Genomic DNA, 19,641 nt, shown 5'->3' on the forward strand with positions numbered 1-19,641 from the left:
CGCTCTGCCTGCCCGCAGCAAGAGCGGTGGAGCACGCCCGGTGAGATGGTGAAGCCATGGGAACCGTGCATGGTTCCGCCGGAACCGATCGCCGTCGGCCGGGCACGCTCCCGCCGACCGGTGGCTACGTCCCCCTGCGCGACTACGCGGTGATCGGCGACGGCCGGTGCGCGGCGCTGGTCGCCCGCGACGGATCGGTGGACTGGCTCGGCCTGCCCGACCTGGACTCGCCCACGGTCTTCGGTGCCGTGCTCGACGCCGGCCGCGGCGGCCGGTTCCGCCTGGAACCGGCCGTGCCCTACCGGACTGAACGCCGCTATCTGCCCGACACGAACGTGCTGGAGACCACGTTCATCACCACGCGAGGCACTGTGCGGGTCACCGACGTGCTGACCCTGCGGGACGAGGCCGCGCTCGCCCCGCTGCGCGAGCTGCAACGGCGTACCGACGGTGTCTCCGGTGCCGTGCCGATGCGGTGGAGCGTGCAGCCCCGGTTCCGCTACGGCCTCGCGAACACGGACGTGGTCCAGCGCGCCGGGGTCCCGATGGCGACAGCCGGTGCCGACGCGCTCGCCATATGCGCCTGGGAGGCCGGCGAACCCCGCTGCGAGCGGGATTCCATCAGCGGCGACTTCCTCGCCGTACCCGGCCGGAGCGCCGTGATCGCGATGCCCTACGCGCATCAGGAACCACTCGTCCTGCCGGCCCGTGCCGAATGCGACGCGCGCCTGGAGCACACGTGCGCGGCCTGGCGGCGCTGGGCGGGTGACCGGACCCCGTCCGGCAGGTGGCACCAGGCGGTGATGCGCAGCCTGCTGACCTTGAAGATGCTGGTCTTCGCCCCGTCGGGCGCGGTCGCGGCAGCGGCGACGACGTCACTGCCGGAACACGTCGGCGGCGAGCGCAACTGGGACTACCGCTTCTCCTGGGTCCGCGACTCCGCCTTCACCCTCGCCGCCTTCCTCCAGCTCGGCTGTCCCGCGGAAGCCCATGCCTACTTCTGGTGGCTGATGCACGCCTCCCAGCGCACCCACCCGCGCCTGCAGGTGCTCTACCGGCTGGACGGCGGCGCCCGCACCAGGGAAGGCACCCTCCCGTGGGAGGGCTACCGAGGCTCGTCGCCGGTCCGTATCGGCAACGCGGCCGCCGACCAGACCCAGCTCGACACCTACGGCGAGCTGATGCAGACAGCCTGGCTGTACGCACGGGCCACCGGACCGCTGGACGTGGACGTCGCCCGCCGCCTGGCAGAACTCGCCGACCTCGTCGTCGCCACGTGGCGGGAGCCCGACTCGGGCATATGGGAGGTCCGCAGCGCGCCCCGCCACTTCACCCAGTCGAAGATGATGTGCTGGGTGGCGCTGGACCGTGCGGCGGACCTCGCCGAACGCCGCTCGATCCCGGACCGGCACCTGGCTCGCTGGCGGTCCGCCCGCGAAGAGATCGCCACGTTCATCGAGACCCGGTGCGTCTCGCCACGCCGCAACTGTTACGTGCGCTCCGCCGGCGCCGGGGACCTGGACGCCGCTGTCCTGCTCGGCCACCTCTACGGCTACAAGGGCGACGCTCGGCGGATGCGGGCCACGATCGCGGCCGTGGGACGCGAGCTGCGGCACGGGCCGTTCGTCGACCGGTACTCCGGCGAAGACGGGCTCAGCGGGCCCGAGGGCGCCTTCCTCGCCTGCTCCTTCTGGTTCGCCGAATCCCTGGCGCGCACCGGACGGCTCGCCGAGGCGACCGCGTTGATGGACGACCTGGTGCGTCTGGCCAACGACGTGGGCCTGTACAGCGAGGAGATCGACCCGGCCACCGGTGACTTCCTCGGGAACCTGCCCCAGGGACTGACTCACCTGGCGCTGATCAGCGCCGCCTGCGCCGTCAACGCCGCTGTCGACACCGCAGGCAAGGAGGCCGGCGGGTGAGCGCCTGGGGAACGGCCGCCGGGGCGTTCGTCGGCACGCTGGTGCTGACCACCGCGTTGCGCGCCGCAGGCGAGATGCGCCTGACGCGCATGGACCTGCCGTTCCTGCTCGGCACGGCGGTGACCGCCAACCGTACGCGCGCGAAGGCGGTCGGCTACCTGATGCACTTCCTCAACGGCGAGGTCTTTGCGTTCGTCTACTACGCCGTGTTCCTCGCGATCGACCAGGCCGGCTGGTGGCTGGGCGCCCTCTTCGGTCTCCTCCACGGCCTGTTCGCCGGCACCGCGCTGGTCAACGTGCTCCTGCCGCTCATCCATCCCCGGATGGGCAGCACGCACACCAGCGCCCCCGATGCCGCCCTCCTGGAACCACCGGGCTTCCTCATGCTCAACTACGGAGCGAGCACGCCCGTGGTCACCGTCCTCGCACACATCGGCTACGGAGCCATCGTCGGAGGTTTCACCACGCTCGGAACCTGACAGTCGGGCCGGCCGGCACGGCACCCTCGGCGTACCCCTTCCTCCACCTCGGTACGTGGCCGGACGGCGCACGGGCTCCGAGGCCGGGGCGGCGGCCCACGTGCCTTCCGTCAAGCGCGGGGGTGATCGTGGTGGGACACGGTCTCCTCGTCGAGCCGGTCGACCAGGATCATCGCCACATCGTCGGCCAGGGGGCCCGCGGTGTGGCGTGTCAGTGCCTGATGCAGTTCTTCCAGGAACTCCGGCGGGGTCGTGCCGGCGCGGATGCCCTCCATGACCTCCGGAAGGGGGAAGAAGTCGTTGTCGTGATTCCGTGCCTCGATCACCCCGTCGGTGTACAGCAGCAGACGGTCGCCGGACGCGAACGGATAGCTCTCGGATGTGGCGGGAGCGCCGGTGACGAGGTCCTCCAGACCGAGCGGCGGGAGCGGCGAGGCGGGCAGCAGGGGCCGCACCCTGCCCTGGCGCAGGAGCAGCGGAGGGGGATGGCCGCGGTTGACCACCTGCACCACGGGTTCATCGGGCACTTGAGCCATGAGGGCGGTGGTGAAACCCTCCAGCACGACTTCCTGGTCGCCCAGGATGGTGGCCTCGCGTCGTAGCGCGGCCGAGCAGTGGTTCATCACCTCCGTCAGGTCGGGCTCGTAGTGTGCGATCTCCCGGAACGCGCCCAGCGCGACGCCGACCGCACGCATGGCTTTGAGTCCTTTGCCGCGGACATCGCCGACGATCATCCGGACCCCGTAGCGGGTCTGCACCGCCTCGTAAAGATCACCGCCGATCTGCGCCTCCGTCCCGGCCGCGAGGCAGAGGCTGGCCGCTCGTACGGGGCCCAGGCGTGCCGGTACGGGCCGCAGCACGACGTCCTGGGCGGCCAGGGCGATCCTGCGGACCTGCTCGAGCTCGTCGCGCCTGCGCGTCTGCACGGCGCTGCTGGTGATGAAGCCGGCGACGGACACCAGGCCAAGAGCCAGGAAGTTGGTATAGACCTGAAGGGTGGCCCACGCCTGGTTGTAGGTGGCGGTGATCACGCTGACGGCCAGAGCCAGGGCCGCCGCCGAGAGTGTGCCCTTGGGTCCCATGGTCACCGCTGCCAGCGCCGGCGTCGCGGTGAGGAGAGGGCCGGTGTAGATGAAGTGGGCCGGCGTGAGCTCGATCACCAGGACGGCACATGCGATCATGAACGGCAGCCCCTGGAGCAGGGAGAAGAAGATCGGGTCCTGCCCACCCGCTCCTGGTCGAAGGGGCGAGGGAAATACTGACCGCATGGATCCAGCCTGCCTGCCCGGAGGCTGAAGCTCCACTTCTCCTTGCCGCAGCACTCGGGAGTCGCCCTCCCCGGTCGCCTCCGGCCGACCGACCGGGCAGTGGGGGGCGCGAGGGGCATCGTGGCCCCGCCGGCCCGTTCGGAGGGACGACGCGGGCCCATGTCCGCACAATGGAGTCAAAGGGCCCGAATCACGTGCCGGCCGTGCCGCCCGCGCGGACTCGGACCGCCGTGCCAGGTGTGGAAGGGGCCGGTGGTGGCGTCAGACGGGGCTGAGCGTGAGCAGGCTCCCGGTTCACTCCGGTCCGAGCCCGGGACGCTGCTGGAACACGTACGTGTGGCGGTCTTCGGTATCGGCGAGGACAACCGCATCTGCTACTGGGGGCCCGGCGCGCAAGAGCTCTTCGGGCACGACCCGGCAGGGGCGCTGGCCCGGCCGGCCGGCCTTCTCCTCACCGGTCCGGACCCCGACGCGGCCGACGCCCCGATGTCGCTGGGGGAGCGGGGCCGCACCCTCGGGTACTGGCGCGGCCGGCTGCGGGCCCGCCACCGGGACGGCACGGACTTCGACTGCGGCTTCCGGGTGTTTCCGGTGACCGGCGTCGGAGGGGCGACCGTGGTCATGGCCCTGGCCAGCCGGAGCGACCAGCTCGACCGGGTGAAGACCAACCTGGCCTTCCTCGACTCCCTCTTCGAGACCTGCCCCATCGGCCTGGTCATGCTCGATGAGGAACTGCGCTACGTCCACCTCAACCAGGCGCTCGCCGACATGGACGGACTCTCCATCGAGGAGCACCTCGGCCGGCGGATGGACGACATCATGGTCACGTCCGACGACGGCGCGTACCTGCGGATGCTGCGGGAGGTCGAGCGGGAGGGCCGCCCCGTCGTCGGCGCGCTGGTGGGGGTGCGCACGCCGGGCCGTCCGGACCGCGACCAGGTGCGGTCGGTGAGCTTCTTCCCCCTCAGCGGGGCCGTCGGCAGCCGAACCGGCCTGGGCGGCCTGCTGGTGGACGTGACCGACCGGGAGCAGGCGATCATGGAGGCCACCGCCGGCCGTCAGCGGCTGGCCCTCCTGAACCGGGCCGCCGCCGCCATCGGCACCACCCTGGATGTGAACGTCACCGCCCGCGAACTGGTCGACGCCGCGGTACCCGACTTCGCCGACGCCTCCGTCGTCGAGGTCGTGGAGTGGATGGACGAGCACGAGGTGTTCGACCCCGACCGCCCACTGATCACCCGCCGGATCGCCTCCGGCACCACCCTGGCGCCACCCGCCACCGAACTCGTGAGCGGACTGGAGCACGTGACCTACCCGCCCGGTTCCGCGATCCACCGAATGCTGGAGACGGGCGGCGTCGTCTCCGTCCCGGTGGACGACGAGTTCGTGACCCGGACCGTCATCCACCAGGACCGCGCACAACTGCTGAGGGACAGCGGCCTGACCTGCATCCTCATCGCCCCGCTCATCGCCCGGGGCACGGTCCAGGGCCTCGCCATGTTCGGCCGGTCGACGGCTCGTCCCGCCTTCACCGACCAGGACCACGGCCTGGCCGGTGAGCTCGCCTCGCGTGCCGCGCTGTGCCTGGACAACGCCCGCCTCTACAGCCGGGTCCAGGACATCGCGCTCACCCTCCAGCGTGCGTTGCTGCCCAGCGCCCTGGCGACCAGCCCGTACGCGGAGGTCGCCCACCGGTACGTGCCCGGCAGCAGCATCACCGAGGTCGGCGGCGACTGGTACGACGTCATCAGCCTGTCAGGCGGCCGGATCGCCCTGGTGGTCGGCGATGTCATGGGTCACGGTGTGCCGGCCGCCGCGTCCATGGGGCGGCTGCGCATCACGGCCAAGGCGCTCGCCCGGCACAACCAGGAACCGGGCGACCTGCTCGCCGAGCTGGACGCCTGCGCCCAGGAGGCCGGAATCGAGCTGGCGACCTGCCTCTACCTCCAGTACGACCCCGCCACCGGCCGCGCCCGCATCGCCAGCGCAGGGCACCCCCCACCCCTGGTACGGACCCCGGAGGGCAGGGTCGAGACGATCGACGACGTGCTGGGCGTCCCCCTCGGTGTGGGCAGTCAGCCGTTCGCGACGACCGAGGCCGTGCTCCCCGAGGGCGCCGTCGTCGCCCTGTACACCGACGGCCTCATCGAGGCCCGCGGCCGGGACATCGAAGAGGGACTGGAGGCGGTGCGCGCCCAACTCCGCGGCGACTGCCACGACTTGGAATCGGCGGCGGACCGCATGCTGGCCGGCCTGCTGCCCGGCCCGCCCGACGACGACACGGTGCTCGTCCTCGCCCGCGTACACCGCCTCCGTCACCCCGGTTAGGGCGCCGCGGGCGCGGCGAGGGCGGGTGGATCCGCTCTCCGGAGGCATGGGGCCGGGGGTTCAGGCCAGGACGACCACCGCTCAGCCCCGCCGGTCCGCGGCGAGCACCGTGTGGCAGTCCGACCAGGCCGGCCGGCTCAGCAGCGGGCGGACGCGAGTGAACAGGGTGAGGAGTTCGGTCCCCCACCTCTCCCGGAAGGCAGGGTCGATGCGGGCGAGGTCGAGTTCGTTGGCGGCGGACAACTCGGCGAAGTCCCGTCGAAGTTGCGGCTCGGGAGTGTGGAGACGGCCGGTGAACCGGTCCCGGAAGGCCCCGCCGGCATCCCCGAGCGTCGGATAGGTGGCCTTCCGGTCGCACGAGGCGTAGAGGTACACGATGGCTTCGGCCTCGGCGCCGATCACCTCTGCGAGTCCGGCACGGCTGTTCGGAGACAGCAAGGAGGTGGGGAAGCCGTCCGTGCCGTAGAAGGCGTGACACAGGCCCGCGACCTGGAGCGCGGGACGGGCACCCCATGCGGCGAGTTGCCCCTGGACGCGCTGGAGATGGGCGGCGAGAGTGCCGCCCGGATGGGTGATGTCCACAGCACCGAGCTCGCGCAGGAGCGCCATGGCCCGGTCGGCAGCGGTAGGAGGACCGGACAAGGGGTGTCCTTCCGTCGCTTCGGCCCGGCACCCGGCCGCGCCTTCGCCCGTGCTCGTCCTGGGGCGATACCGGACCTTGAACAGGTTGTGCCGACCGCCCATGGTCCGGAGCGTCTCCGGCCTGTGCGGTTCGGGTCGATTCGTTCGCCCGGTCGGGGACGTGCAAATGCTTCCACAAGTGGCCAGGTCCCGCAGGGCACTTGGCGACTCTACTCGCAGGTAATGGGTTCGCCGGCCGGGCCGGTGCCAGAGGCGGAGGCAGTGCAACGGACGGCTCGCATCCCCCGAGGGGCACCGAGTGGTGGGTGGTGCGGTTGTGGGCAGGTGGCCGTTGGGCGGCGTGATCGGCTGGTCGCCGATGTGGTCGATTTCGCGCATTCGCAGCGCGGGTAATCGCGGTTGGCGATCAAATGAGGGCCTAGATCGGCCAACGGAGGTCTCCGTTCCGGCATGGTCACATGGCGAACCCGAACTGACTATGCTCCCCTCGCATGTTGCGGTGCACACACGGAGAGTCACCGAACGCCGTGTTGTGTGCGGACGAGCCTGGCCGCCGGGAGGCATGACCCCCGATGCGATCTCGAACCGACCCATCGGGGGCACCTATCGGAACCTTGTGCTCGGCCGGGCGAAGTCGCGACGCGATTCGTCGGCGTACCGCATCAGCCCAAGTCCACTGACTTCAGACTGTTTAGGGACCCTTGATGGTTCGTGCAGGTTCAACCCCCAGAGCCCTGCCACGTGCAGTGCTTTCAGCATGGCTCATCGCCCCCGGCGTCCTCGCCGGGGCCTGCGGCATAGCGCTGGTCAATGTTCCCGCGCAGATACGCCTGCCTGTTGCCTGGTGCGGCCTCGTCGCGGTCGTCCTGACGGCCATCACGTCGGCTGAGACCACACGCCGGGTGCGTTCGGCGGAAACGGCCCACCACGCCCGGGCGGCCGCCGACGTACAGCACTACCACGCGCAACGCGAAGCCGCGCTGCTCGCCCGCTTGTCCGACCAGAGGGCGACGACCGTCTGGCTCGCCGAAGAGCTCCTTCCCGCGGCCGTCGCCCGTATGCAGAAGGGTGACCCCGCTTCCGAGATCCTGCAGTCCGTCAAGTTCGGGGAACACCTCGACCGCGAGTTCGCCGAGGCGCTCCGGGCGGCCCTGCGGACGCTCCTGGAAGCCGTGGAGGCGGAGGAGCACACCCGGGACTCCTCCCAGCGTGCCCTGGTGGCGATCGCGCGCCGGGTCCAGGCGATCGTGCATCAACTCGCCAAGGACCTGCGCGACATGCAGATCCTCCACGGCACGGATCTCGTGGTCTCCCACGGCCTGCAGGACATCGACCACCGCAACGCCCTGATCGGGCGCCTCGCGGCCAGCATCGCCGTACTGGGCGACGCCCGTCCCGGACGGCAGTGGTCGAAGGCGATCCCGCTGTACGACGTCGTGCGGGGAGCCATGTCACGCATCGTGGACTATCCACGCGTGAAGCTGCAGTCGGTGACAGAGGTGGCGGTGATCGGCCAGGGAGCCGAGCCGCTGATCCACCTGCTCGCCGAGCTGCTGGACAACGCCACGACCTTTTCGCCGCCGCACACCCCCGTCGAGGTGACCGCGATCGAGGTGCCCTCCGGCATCGCGATCGAGATCGAGGACCGTGGAGTCGGGCTCACCGAAGAGGTCAGGGAGCGCATCGACCGCGTCATGGCGCAGGCGTCGTCCGGCCTCGACCTGTCGGACCTGGGCGAGGCCACACAGCTCGGCCTGCCCGTCGTCAGCCGGCTGGCCCGTGAGCACGGCCTCGACGTCGACCTGCGCACCTCGGCGTACGGAGGCGTACGGGCCGTCGTGCTCGTTCCGAGGCACTTGATCACCACGGTCCAGCAGCCCTCCCCGAAGTCCCAACCGTTCGCGCCGAAGCACACCGGCGCACCGACCGTGTCGAGGCCGATGATGCCGCGCGACACCGCAGCAGGTTCCGGCGAGACCAAACGGACCGCCAACGGACTCCCGCAGCGGCGACGCGAGTCGCCCGTCCCGACACCGGTCGTCCGTACCCCCCCACCCCCCCGTCCCCCCACTGCTCCGGCCTCCTCCCCGGAAACAACCGGCGTACCCCGGCAACCGGGACTGATGTGGGAGGCGTTCAGCGGCGAGAAGAGACCGAGCACCGACCCTTCCGTCCACAACAGCGAGCCATCAGATGAAGGTGAGTAACCGTGCCGCCACTGCCCAACATGGACTGGATGCTCAAGGAGCTCACAGCCGGCGTCCCGTACGTACGAAACGTGATCGTGTTGTCGTCGGACGGCCTGTGCATCGGTCAAGCGAACACGGAGACGGACACCGCTGACGCGATCGCCGCTGCCTGCTCGGGTATCCAGAGTCTGGCGAGGGCCATCGCGCAGAAGTTCCCGCACGGGGACGGCTCGACGCGCATGGTCGGGATCGAGGTCGACGGCGGATACTTCTCCCTGATGGCGGCCGGGCCCGGCGCCTATCTCGCGGTTCTGGCCGACGAGGAGGTGGACGCGGGGTTGCTGGGCGACCGCATGCGTACGCTGGTGGTCCGGATCGGCCAGCACATGACCAGCCCGCCTCGTGAGGACGTCGGGCAGGCGATGTGACGTCAGAGAACCAGCACGCGTGGGACGAAGGCAGTCCCGTGCCGCTCTATGTCATTTCCGGTGGCCCGGGTCCCATAGCCAAGACCTTCAACCTCGTCACCCTCATCGCGTCGAGGTCCACGCCCGAACCCGGCATGCAGCCCGAGCAGGCGGCGATCATCACCATGTGCCAGTACCCGCTGTCGGTGGCCGAGATCTCCGCGTACCTCAGTCTGCCGTTCAGCGTCGTCACGATGCTGCTCTCCAAGCTCGTCGACAGCGAGCGGGTTGAGGCCATTGCTCCGGTTCCTGTGGCGGCGGTACCCGAACTCGGCCTATTGGAGGCGGTGATCCATGGACTACGTAAGCTCTGACGCACGCGTCTCCGGCCCCCGCAGCACGGACGTGCTCCTGCCGCACAGCGCCAAGGGAGTCAAGGTCGTCATTGTCGGCGGCTTCGGGGTCGGCAAGACGACCATGGTCGGGGCGGTGAGCGAGATCCCGCCCCTGACGACCGAAGAGACCATGACCCAGGCCGGTGTCGGGATCGATCACAATCCCGGTGCGGAGGGCAAGAACACCACGACCGTCGCCATGGACTTCGGCCGCATCAGCATCAACGAGGAGCTGATCCTCTACCTCTTCGGCACGCCGGGACAGGAGCGCTTCTGGTTCCTGTGGAACGGCATCTTCGAAGGGGCGCTCGGTGCCGTGGTCCTCGTCGACACACGGCGGATCGAAGTCTGTTTCGAGATCATCACCCGTCTGGAAGACCGCCGCGTCCCCTTCGTCGTGGCCGTCAACACCTTCCCCGAGGCCCCGAAGCACCCGATAGGGGATTTGCGCACTGCTCTGGCCCTCAACGAATCGGTGCCCATCATCACCTGTGACGCACGCGACCGGTCCTCCTGTCGCGACACCCTGCTCTCGTTGATGGGCTACCTGTGCACCCTCGCCGCCGCTCAGGAGTCCGTATGACCGTCCCACCGGCCGACCACACCACCACAGAACCGGGGCTGATCCCGCCCCCGGGCTGCCCGGCCCACGACGCCACGGGAGCCGACGGGGTGACCCGGCTCTACGGCCCCGTCGCCGAGACGGACCCCATGGGCCTGTACGAGAAGTTGCGTGCCACCCACGGCCCGGTGGCGCCCGTCCTGCTCGAGGGGGGCGTACGTGCCTGGCTCGTCCTGGGTTACCTCGAGAACCGCGATGTGGCCAGCCGCTCCACGCAGTTCTCCCGTGACTCCCGCATCTGGCACGGCTGGAAGAGCGGCGAGATCGACCCGGCCACCTCGCCGCTGATGCCGATGATCGGGTGGCGTCCCGACTGCGTCTCGGCGGACGGCGAGGAGCACCAGCGTCTGCGGGGCGCGGTCACAGCCAGCCTCAGCCAGTTCGACCAACGCGGTATCCGCCGCCACATCACGCGCTTCGCGCACCAGCTGGTCGACGAATTCTGTGAGAAGGGAAAGGCGGAGCTGGTCGGGCAGTTCACCGAGCACCTGCCCATGCTCGTTCTCACCCACCTGGTCGGAATGCCGGACGAGTACGGCCCCAAGCTGGTGCATGCCGCACGCGACCTGTTCAAGGGAACCGAGACGTCGATCGCCAGCAACGCCTATGTGCTGGAGACGCTCGAGCAGCTCGTCGTCGCCAAGCGCGCCCTGCCGGGGAAGGACGTCGCATCCGTACTGATGGCCCACCCCGCCAACCTTACGGACGAGGAGGTACAGCATCACCTGCGCCTCGTCCTGCTCGCGGGCTTCGAGACCACGGCGAACCTGATGTCCAACGTCCTGCGGATGGTCGTCACCGATCCCCGGTTCCGGGGGTCGCTGGCCGGCGGACAGATGACACTGCCCGAAGCCGTGGAACAGGTGCTCTGGGACGAGCCACCGCTGATGGTGTGCCCAAGCCGCTGGGCCACCGGTGACACCACCCTGGGAGGACAGAAGATCAAGGCGGGGGACATGCTCCTGCTGGGCCTGGCCGCCGGGAACGTCGACCAGGCGGTCCGCCCCGATCCCTCGACCCGCGTGCACCACAACCGCGCGCACCTGGCCTTCAGCGCCGGCGCCCATGAGTGCCCCGGTCAGGACATCAGCCGTGTCATCGCCGACACCGGCATCGACATCCTGCTGACCCGGCTGCCCGACATCACGCTGGCCGTTCCGGAGAGCGAGCTCTCCTGGCGGTCCTCCACCTGGTCGCGGCACCTGACCGCACTGCCGGTGAAGTTCGCCTCCCGTGCCCCGGAAGCCCGTGATCTGCCGGCACCGCTGCCGGCTCCGCCCTCGCCGAGCAGCGGTCTGCCGATGGAATCGCCACAGCCGCTGCCCGAGTTGATCCACCGACCCGAACCCCGCGTTTCCTGGCGGACGAGGGTGAGGCGGTTCCTGCGGGGACGGTAGGCCGCCTCAGGCCGCCTCAGGGCGGGCATCACGGCCGAGAGGGCTGCCGGACGGCGTGGGCCGGCAGCCCTCTCACAGCCGAAGCCGCTGCGCGGTGACGGCGCGCCGCGCGACGGCTGCGACCGGGTGGCCCCTCCGGCCACCCCGCCCGGGGCTTCGCCGGCTAACCGGTTTGCCGGCGAGGAGGCCGCGGGCTCAGGAGGAAGTCGGCGCCCTCGATGAGCATGGCGCCTCGGGCCGGCGCGGAGCGCGAGGCCTGGGAACTCACCGGCTTCAGGCGTGCGGTGGTTCCGTTACCCGGATATGAGCTGTAACTGACGGTGCTACCGGTGCTCGCGTATGTGCGTGTGACGCTGCCCGCTACGGCCTGGCTGAGGAGCTGGCGCATGCCGTAGCGGGACATGTGCATGTGGCTGCTGGGGTAGCCGGTGATGTACTGCAGGCACACCGCCTTCATCAGGGGCGGCACGACCGCGTCGCGAGCCGCGTCGTACTGCAGTGAGAGCGCCTTGAGATGCACCTGGTCCACGAGGTGCGCGTCGGAGCCGGTGAGCCCGGCGATCAGGAAGATGTTGGCGCACTCCCGCTCGTAGGTGTGGCGCTGGAAGCCGTAGAGGTCGTGGAAGAGGATGCACGCCTCCACCACCTTGTCGATGTAGGCCCGGTCCCAGGAGCTGCTGGGGATGCCATTGGCACACAGCAGCGCGTGCAGGGTGGCCCGGATGAAGGAGTCATCGGTGCGGAACCGTATGTACGCGGAGTACGCGGCCGGGTCGGTGAGGACGGCGCGGTCGAGCTGTCCGGCGAAATCCACCTTGGTGTGGGTGGTGGCGAGCTCCTTCTCCAGGCCCTGGGCCAGCAGCCGTTCCGCTTCACGGTCGCCCTTGGCCAGACGGCCGATCGTTTCACCGATGGTCTCCCCGAAGACCGTGCAGTCCAGAACGCTCGCCTTGCCCTGCTCTTCCAGGAGCCAGGGCCGGTCGTGAGACGCTCCGTAGACGATGTAACGGACGCAGTCGGTCTCGTCGGCACCGGCGAGCCAGTGCATCGTCCATTCCAGGGTCACTTTGGTGAAGAGCGTCCAGTCCTCACGATGGTGCTCGGGGGCGGAATAGCTCTCCATCAACTCCGCTGTTCTCCGCATGATCTGCGGAACTTCCTCTGGTGCTTTGCCGTTTGTCACGTTCGTCTCCGTGATCTGGAAGCAGCACGTGCTGTTCCTCGGTTACACCCGCAGGGCTCACTGCGTCGTCGTGGGCGGCGAGGACCTGGTGGACCGCGAAGCGGCCGACGCCGGAATGTGCGCGGGCCGGGAGGCGAGCGATCCCTCGGCGGCACCGGTACCGCCTTCCCGCGTGGGGCCGGCGGGTACGGCGCCACGCGAGCCGGGCGGGGTGTCCACGGTGTGGTGAGCCTGATGGCCCGCACGGTCATGGGACCCCTCCTTCGCCCCGGCAGAGTCCGGTCATGCCCGGGTACGTCACGTCAAGGCAGCGCGCCGCACATTCGGATGGCGGGAAAGGCGCGACACGCTTCGTCCCGCTGCCGCCCACGGGTTCAGCCACGCGGCGCACACGTGGAGGCGAGGCGCATCCAGCAGCCCGTGCGGGAAAACACAGGTGCGACGTGGGGAAACCGGCACATGGGACGGTCCTGAGGCGTGTGCGACGGCTTCAAGCGCGTCCCAGCACGCGACTGCTCGTCGTCACCCCGCGCCACCCCCGCGGGCTCCCCCTGTTCCACCGGCAAGGGCGGGGCGGGGTGTCTGCAGCGTGTCCCTCGAGTGGTGACGGGAAGGTGATCGCGAATGTCAGCTCCTGGGGCATCGTTTCTCCCTCCGAGACGGCCCATAGGGCGACGATCCACTGCTGTCGCGGGACGGACACCGAGCTGTTCCAGTACTTTGGCGCCCCAAACCTGCCCGCCCCGGCCGATCCACAACCCCGGGCAGCCATTACCGGCCTGCGATCAGAGTGGTTTGTACAGAATGAAACGATCCTTCTGGGGCGGTTTGGCGCAAATTCGATCCTAAAGCTGGCCATGATCGGCCGCCGACCGTCTGCCTCCCTCCTCGCGGCCGAAGTCCGGATGCGTCCACCTCGGGCCGGCACCTGGCCGCAGATGCTGACCGATGCCTACAGGGGCCTGATGGACCGCGCGTAGGGCCGATGTGACGGACTGATGACCCGGTGGGCCACGATCGTGGCCGTACAGCGGCTCGGTGAGCCGTCCCGGCGGGGGCGCGGCGAACGGACAAGCGGGGAGAACAGGCCAGTGGCACATGCCGGGCGCGTCAAACCTTTCTCGTACTGTTCCATCAGATGTGCTGAACCCCGCAGTTCAGAGGCGTGATGCGGCTGTGTCGTCCTCCATGATGGCGTCGTCTCACCCACCCCCCACGCCAGGAGCTCATCCATGTCCGCGACGACTGAGCCCGACGTCGGCTCGTTCACTCTCGCCGGTCCGCTGACCGCCGAGCCCGCCGGGCCGATCGAGGTGCCGGAGCACAAGGAATGGCCCCTTCCGAACGGCTTCGCCTGGGTCTTTCCCGGTGAGGGCAACAACAGCGGTCTGGTCCGGCCCGTGATCATGGCCGACGGCTTCAACCTCGGCCGGAGCAAGCTCGACGTGCTCTACCACGGGCTGGAGAGCGGCTATCGGTTCATCAGCGAGCTGCGCCGGCGCGGCAGGGACGTGATCCTGCTCGGCTTCGACGAGCGCAGCGCGTCGATCCTGGACAACGCGCGGGCGGCCGAGGCCGCCATCATGCGGACCATCGCCGAGCAGCAGGGAGACGGCCGGCTGGTCGTCGGCGGTTTCAGCATGGGCGGCATCGTCACCCGCTACGCGCTCGCCCGCCTCGAAGTACAGCGCATGGACCACCGGACCGCGCTGTACTTCTCCTACGACAGCCCTCACCGCGGCGCGTCCATCCCGGTCGGCGTGCAGGCGTTCTCCCACTTCATCCCATTCCCGAACAACTTCGCGAGGCAGATGAGCAGCCCGGCGGCGCGCCAGATGCTGTGGCAGCACTACGACCCGGACACCGGCAAGATCGGTGTCTCCCCGCTGCGGGAGGAGTTCCTGGACGCCCTGCGCCGGGTCGGCGGGTGGCCGCGCGTGCCGATGACGATCGGTGTGGCCAACGGCCGCGGCGACGGGATCGGCCTGCCGCAGGTGAAGCCCGGCGAGGTCGCGCTGCGGATCGACCAGATCTACCCGGGCACCACCTTCTACACCCAGGCGCAGGGCAACGACGTGACGGCCGCCTACCTCAACCGCAGGCTCCCCAAGGCCGAGAAGACCATCACGACCAGCGGGTTCCCCGAACTGGACGGCGCGCCGGGCGGAACGCTGCACACCTACAAGATCCTCGCCGACACGGTGGAAAGGTTCGGCGGCAAGGCGGACCTCCGGCACGAGGACGTGTGTTTCGTCCCCTCGGTCAGCGCGGTCGCCATCCGGGACATCGAGAAGCAGGACGACCTGTACGCGGACGTGTACGGACTGGCTCCGGACGAGAGCGAGCTGGACGAGTACCTCTGCTCGTCCACCACCACCGCGCACACGGCCATCACCGAGGAGCTGTGCGCCTGGCTCATCGAGCGACTCCCCGACTGAGCCCACCTCTCACCCTCTGACAGGGGCTGCCGTCCGCTGACAGCAAGCGGACGGCAGCCCCTGTCCCGCGTCGAGGCCCGTGACGTCCTCCGACCGGTACGCACACCCGTTGGGCTGTCAGGGCTGCCCGGCCGCGGCACTCGGCGGGTGGCTCCGGCCGTATCGGGGGACGCGGCGGCATGCTGGGAGCCGGGTCGGTCGCATGCTCCCGCACAGCGGCGTGTCCGCCGACCGTTCCGCACGGGCGGCCGCTGTGCCGGGAGTACCGCGCGGCGGCTACGGGAGAGGAGCAGGTCCATGGCTCGGATCGTCGCGTACGGGGTGGTGGCCGACGAGCGTCCGCTGCTGGAGGAGGCGCTCGAAGGGCGGCACGGCGTGCGGTGCCTGGAGTTCCCGCTCGACGCGGACAGCGCTGTGGCGGCTGCCGGGTACGAGATCGTCAGCAGCAGTGTGAACGACGTCCTGGACGCGGCCGTCCTGCGGACCCTCGGCCGGGGCGGCACACGGATGATCGTCCAGCGCTCCACCGGCTACAACAACATCGACGTCGAGGAGGCCCGCAGGCTCGGCATCGGTGTGGCCCGGGTGTCGTACTACTCCCCGTACGCCGCCGCACCCGTGAGTTCGACTTCCGCCTCAGCGGTCTGATGGGCCGTGACCTGCATGGCCGGACCGCCGGCATCCTGGGCACCGGCAAGATCGGCACCGCGTTCGCACGTATCGCCCATGGGTTCGGCATGCGCCTGCTCGGCTGGGACATCGCCGAGAACAGCGAATGCCGGCAGCTCGGCATGGAGTACGTCGAGCGGGACCGTCTCTTCGCGGAGGCCGACCTGATCAGCCTGCACGTGCCGCTGGTGCCGGAGACCCACCACTTGGTGGACGCCGCCGCGCTCGGACTGATGAAACGGGACGCCATCCTGGTCAACACCAGCCGCGGCGGCCTCATCGACGCCCCGGCCCTGGTGGAGACTCTGCGCGACGGCCGCCTCGAAGGGGTGGGACTGGACGTCTACGAAGAGGAAGCCGGCGTCTTCTTCATGGACAAGTCCCTGGAGGTGATGACCGACGACACCCTGGCCCGCCTGATGACCTTCCGGAACGTGCTGATCACCTCCCACCAGGCGTACTTCACGCGGGACGCCGTCGGGCAGATCATCGACACCACCGTGCGCAACATCGAGGACTACCTCGCCGGACGAGCCGGTGAGAACACCCTCGTACCACCGGCCCGGCGTCCCTGAACCGCCCCACAGGATGGAGCCGCCCGCCCCGCGGAGCCGCTGCCGGGCGGTCGGGCGAAGTCCACCGCATCCGAACGGCCTCCGCCCGCCGAAGGGAAGAAGGAGCCGCAGCAGGAGGAGGAGCCGCCCGTGCACGGGAAACACGTCGGTCGCGACGGCGACCTGGTGGTGGACACCGAGGTGGCCGTCGTGGGAGCGGGCGCCGCCGGCCTGTCCCTCGTCCGCCATCTGCGGGGGGCGCGGCGCGTCGTGCTGGTCGACGCGCCGGCCGGACCTCTCAGGCCGCCCGACCGCACCTGGTGCTACTGGGAGGAACCCGGCGGCGACTGGGACGACCTGCTGGTCCGGTCCTGGGACCGGCTGCGTGTGCGCGCCCCGGACGGCGGGGCCGTCACCGGCAGCCCGGGCCGGCTGCGCTACAAGATGCTGCGCTCCGGCGACTTCGCCCGCGCGATCGGCGAACGCCTCGACGCCGTCACCCGCGTCGAGGCGGCCGTCCGCGCCGTACGGGACCGGACCGGCGGGGCCGAGGTGCTCGGTGTCACCGCCGACGGCCGTCACCTCCGGGTACGCGCCCGATGGGTCTTCGACTCACGCCCGCCGCGGCGCCCGCCGCCCGCCCGCACGCTGCTCCTGCAGCACTTCCAGGGCTGGTTCGTGCGGACCGAGGAGCCGGTGTTCGACGACACCACGGTGGAGCTGATGGACTTCCGCGTCCCGCAGCCCCGCCACGGGCTCGCCTTCGGGTACGTGCTGCCGATCGGCGCCCGGCACGCGCTCGTCGAGTACACCGAGTTCTCCGCGGCGCCCCTCCACCCCTCCGGATACGACCGGGCACTGCACCACTACGCGCACGACGTGCTCGGCATCGGGCGGTACGAGGTGACCGGCACCGAGCGCGGAGTGATCCCCATGAGCGACGGGCACCACCGGCGCCGGGCGGGACGCTCCGTGTTCCGTATCGGTGCCGCGGGCGGCGCGACGCGGCCCTCCACCGGCTACACGTTCGCCGGCGTACAGCGCCAGACGCGGGCCGTCGCCGCCGCGCTGCGGGACGGGCGCGACCCCCTGCCGCCCCTCCCGCACCCGGCCCGGGCCAGGGCCATGGACGCCGTGGTGCTGCGGGCCCTGGACACCGGGCGCATCGACGGACCGGCCTTCTTCACCGGCCTCTTCCGCACGGTGCCGACCGAACGCCTCCTGCGCTTCCTCGACGGTGAAACCGGCCTCCTGGAAGACCTCGGCATCGGACTGCGCACCCCGCTGGTGCCGATGCTGCGCACCGTCGCCGAACTCCCCGGACTGGCCCGCCGCCAGGCGCCGGCCGACCGTCGAGAAGGGAACCGCCCATGACCGTGCCGCACGACGAGGGACCGGACCGCATGTACGCGGCGGACCACCCGCGCGCACCGGACCACACGTACGCGCCGGACTCCGCGTACGCCGCACCCGACCGCGGGACCCCACCCCCTGCGTATCCACCGGATCGGCCCCACGCGGGCGACCCGACCACCCCGCCCGGCCCCGCCCACGCGTCCGGCCGCACGAACGGCTCAAGCGCGAGGTCCGCTCCCCGGCGTGGCCGCGACCGCAAGGCCCGCGTCGTGGCACCGCCGCCCGGGCGGGCGCGCATCACCGGCGAGCCGCCCCGCACGGCGGTCATCGGCGGCGGCATCGCCGGCCTGGCCGCAGCCACCACGCTCGCCGAACGCGGCGTACGCGTCACCCTGTACGAACGCGAGCAGCAACTCGGCGGGCGGCTCGCCGGCCGGCCGGTGACCCTGGCGGACGGCACCACGGCGACCATGAGCCGCGGTTTCCACGCCTTCTTCCGCCAGTACTACAACCTGCGAGGACTGCTGCGCCGCGCCGACCCGGGGCTCGAGCGGCTGCACGCGCTGCCCGACTATCCGCTGTGGCACAGCGGCGGACTGCGCGACAGTTTCGCCCGCATCCCGCGCACCCCGCCCTGGAACGCCCTCGCCTTCGCCGCGCTCAGCCCGAGCTTCCGGGCCGCCGACCTGACGGGTATGAACCCCCGCGCGGCGCTGCCGCTGTTCGACGTCCGCGTACCCGACGTGTACCGGCGGCTCGACGGCGTCAGCGCCCTCGACCTGCTGGAGCGCATCCGCTTCCCCGAGGCGGCGCACCACCTGGCGTTCGAGGTGTTCTCGCGCAGTTTCTTCGTCCCGCCGCACACCCTGTCGGCGGCCGAGCTGGCGCTGATGTTCCACATCTACTTCCTCGGCTCCAGCGAGGGGCTGCTCTTCGACGTCCCCGACGAGCCCTTCCCCCAGGCGCTGTGGGAGCCCCTCGGGGACTACCTCGCCGGACACGGCGTCCGTCTGCTGGAGGGCCGGGCCGTCGACGCCGTGGAACCCCGCCCGGGAGGCGGTTTCACCGTCACGGCGGAGGGCGGGAGCGACCACCACGACGCCGTGGTCCTCGCCCTCGACACGGCGGGCCTGCGCCGCGTCGTCGCTCACTCGCCCCGGCTGGGCGACCGGGCCTGGCGCACCCGCATCCGCCGGCTGCGCACGGCACCGCCCTTCCTCGTCTCCCGCTACTGGCTCGACCGCCCGGTCGGCCGCCACCGCCCGGGGTTCCTCGCCACCAGCGGGTACGACGGCCTCGACAACGTCAGCGTCCTCGAACGCTGGGAGGGCGAGGCGGCGCGGTGGGCGTCCCGCGCCGGCGGCAGCGTCGTCGAACTGCACGCGTACGCCACCGCCCCCGGGATCCACCGGCAGGCCTTCGCCGAGCGGATGCTGACCCGGCTGCACTCGCTCTACCCGGAGACCCGGGACGCCCTCGTCGTCGACGAGCGCCACGAATGGCGTGCCGACTGCCCCCACTTCCCCGTGGGCGGCTACGAGGACCGTCCCACCGTGCGCACCCCGGACCCGGCGGTGATGGTGGCGGGCGACCTCGTCCGCACCGGCCTGCCGGTGGCCCTGATGGAACGGGCCGCCACGAGCGGGTTCCTGGCCGCGAACGCCCTGCTGGAACGGTGGGGGGTGCGCGGACAGACCCTGTGGACCGTCCCCGCCCGGGGCCGGTCGGCCCCGCTGCGCGCCCTGGCCCGGCTCGCGGCCGACTGACGCACGCCGCCGGTCCCGGGCATCCC

At 70.7% G+C, this 19,641-nt stretch carries 16 protein-coding genes and 1 pseudogene; 14 read left to right on the forward strand and 3 right to left on the reverse strand.

What is annotated here, in order from left to right; genetic code table 11:
• Positions 1 to 56: 56 nt before the first annotated feature.
• Together ACZ6C1_RS18780 and ACZ6C1_RS18785 are read left to right on the forward strand one after the other, a co-directional pair.
• Entirely contained in the window at positions 57 to 1,922 is a 1,866-nt protein-coding gene (locus ACZ6C1_RS18780; protein WP_469242205.1) for a glycoside hydrolase family 15 protein, read from the forward strand.
• Complete coding sequence (locus ACZ6C1_RS18785; RefSeq protein WP_469242206.1) at positions 1,919 to 2,401, forward strand: hypothetical protein; 483 nt, start codon at positions 1,919 to 1,921, stop codon at positions 2,399 to 2,401. The genes ACZ6C1_RS18780 and ACZ6C1_RS18785 overlap by 4 nt, the downstream gene beginning before the upstream one ends.
• A 110-nt stretch (positions 2,402 to 2,511) precedes the next feature.
• On the opposite strand, the gene ACZ6C1_RS18790 is transcribed toward ACZ6C1_RS18785, so the two are convergent.
• Positions 2,512 to 3,669 carry a PP2C family protein-serine/threonine phosphatase gene (locus ACZ6C1_RS18790; protein WP_469242207.1) on the reverse strand — a complete coding sequence of 386 codons (1,158 nt, stop codon included), beginning with the start codon at positions 3,667 to 3,669 and terminating at the stop codon, positions 2,512 to 2,514.
• Between the two features lie 255 nt (positions 3,670 to 3,924).
• Here ACZ6C1_RS18790 and ACZ6C1_RS18795 point away from each other — a divergent pair, with 255 nt between their 5' ends.
• Positions 3,925 to 5,997, forward strand: a complete 2,073-nt coding sequence (locus tag ACZ6C1_RS18795; RefSeq protein ID WP_469242208.1) for a SpoIIE family protein phosphatase — start codon at positions 3,925 to 3,927, stop codon at positions 5,995 to 5,997.
• An 81-nt stretch (positions 5,998 to 6,078) separates the two neighbouring features.
• On the opposite strand, the gene ACZ6C1_RS18800 is transcribed toward ACZ6C1_RS18795, so the two are convergent.
• Entirely contained in the window at positions 6,079 to 6,606 is a 528-nt protein-coding gene (locus ACZ6C1_RS18800; RefSeq protein ID WP_469242319.1) for a DUF6817 domain-containing protein, read from the reverse strand.
• A gap of 779 nt (positions 6,607 to 7,385) precedes the next feature.
• Between ACZ6C1_RS18800 and ACZ6C1_RS18805 the strand changes: the two genes are divergently transcribed.
• Genes ACZ6C1_RS18805 through ACZ6C1_RS18825 form a run of 5 tightly spaced genes read left to right on the forward strand, consistent with a single transcriptional unit; the run spans position 7,386 to position 11,649 of the window.
• Entirely contained in the window at positions 7,386 to 8,846 is a 1,461-nt protein-coding gene (locus tag ACZ6C1_RS18805; protein WP_469242209.1) for a sensor histidine kinase, read from the forward strand.
• A 20-nt stretch (positions 8,847 to 8,866) separates the two neighbouring features.
• Positions 8,867 to 9,256 carry a roadblock/LC7 domain-containing protein gene (locus tag ACZ6C1_RS18810; RefSeq protein ID WP_469242320.1) on the forward strand — a complete coding sequence of 130 codons (390 nt, stop codon included), beginning with the start codon at positions 8,867 to 8,869 and terminating at the stop codon, positions 9,254 to 9,256.
• A 38-nt stretch (positions 9,257 to 9,294) separates the two neighbouring features.
• Positions 9,295 to 9,609 carry a DUF742 domain-containing protein gene (locus tag ACZ6C1_RS18815; protein WP_469242210.1) on the forward strand — a complete coding sequence of 105 codons (315 nt, stop codon included), beginning with the start codon at positions 9,295 to 9,297 and terminating at the stop codon, positions 9,607 to 9,609.
• On the forward strand, positions 9,590 to 10,213 hold the full coding sequence (locus tag ACZ6C1_RS18820) for a GTP-binding protein (RefSeq protein WP_469242211.1): 624 nt from the start codon (positions 9,590 to 9,592) through the stop codon (positions 10,211 to 10,213). The genes ACZ6C1_RS18815 and ACZ6C1_RS18820 overlap by 20 nt, the downstream gene beginning before the upstream one ends.
• Complete coding sequence (locus tag ACZ6C1_RS18825; RefSeq protein WP_469242212.1) at positions 10,210 to 11,649, forward strand: cytochrome P450; 1,440 nt, start codon at positions 10,210 to 10,212, stop codon at positions 11,647 to 11,649. The genes ACZ6C1_RS18820 and ACZ6C1_RS18825 overlap by 4 nt, the downstream gene beginning before the upstream one ends.
• A 163-nt stretch (positions 11,650 to 11,812) precedes the next feature.
• On the opposite strand, the gene ACZ6C1_RS18830 is transcribed toward ACZ6C1_RS18825, so the two are convergent.
• A complete protein-coding gene (locus ACZ6C1_RS18830; RefSeq protein WP_469242213.1) occupies positions 11,813 to 12,793 on the reverse strand; it encodes a hypothetical protein in 981 nt (326 codons plus the stop codon).
• 49 nt (positions 12,794 to 12,842) lie between these two features.
• On the opposite strand from ACZ6C1_RS18830, the gene ACZ6C1_RS18835 reads away from it, so the two are divergent.
• The 6 genes and pseudogenes from ACZ6C1_RS18835 to ACZ6C1_RS18860 all read left to right on the forward strand — a co-directional run bounded on the left by ACZ6C1_RS18835 (position 12,843) and on the right by ACZ6C1_RS18860 (position 19,615).
• Positions 12,843 to 13,061: a hypothetical protein gene (locus ACZ6C1_RS18835; protein ID WP_469242214.1), complete on the forward strand. Its 219-nt coding sequence runs from the start codon at positions 12,843 to 12,845 to the stop codon at positions 13,059 to 13,061.
• A 385-nt stretch (positions 13,062 to 13,446) separates the two neighbouring features.
• Positions 13,447 to 13,812, forward strand: a complete 366-nt coding sequence (locus ACZ6C1_RS18840) for a hypothetical protein (protein WP_469242215.1) — start codon at positions 13,447 to 13,449, stop codon at positions 13,810 to 13,812.
• 252 nt (positions 13,813 to 14,064) lie between these two features.
• Entirely contained in the window at positions 14,065 to 15,270 is a 1,206-nt protein-coding gene (locus ACZ6C1_RS18845) for an esterase/lipase family protein (protein WP_469242216.1), read from the forward strand.
• Between the two features lie 297 nt (positions 15,271 to 15,567).
• Positions 15,568 to 16,514: pseudogene (locus ACZ6C1_RS18850) on the forward strand (2-hydroxyacid dehydrogenase).
• A 165-nt stretch (positions 16,515 to 16,679) separates the two neighbouring features.
• Positions 16,680 to 17,867, forward strand: coding sequence for a lycopene cyclase family protein (locus ACZ6C1_RS18855; RefSeq protein ID WP_469242321.1), 1,188 nt, complete (start codon positions 16,680 to 16,682; stop codon positions 17,865 to 17,867).
• On the forward strand, positions 17,864 to 19,615 hold the full coding sequence (locus tag ACZ6C1_RS18860; protein ID WP_469242217.1) for an FAD-dependent oxidoreductase: 1,752 nt from the start codon (positions 17,864 to 17,866) through the stop codon (positions 19,613 to 19,615). Before ACZ6C1_RS18855 ends, ACZ6C1_RS18860 begins: the two co-directional genes overlap by 4 nt.
• The last annotated feature ends 26 nt before the right edge of the window (positions 19,616 to 19,641 follow it).

The organism is Streptomyces sp. NPDC041796 (genome assembly GCF_055590785.1).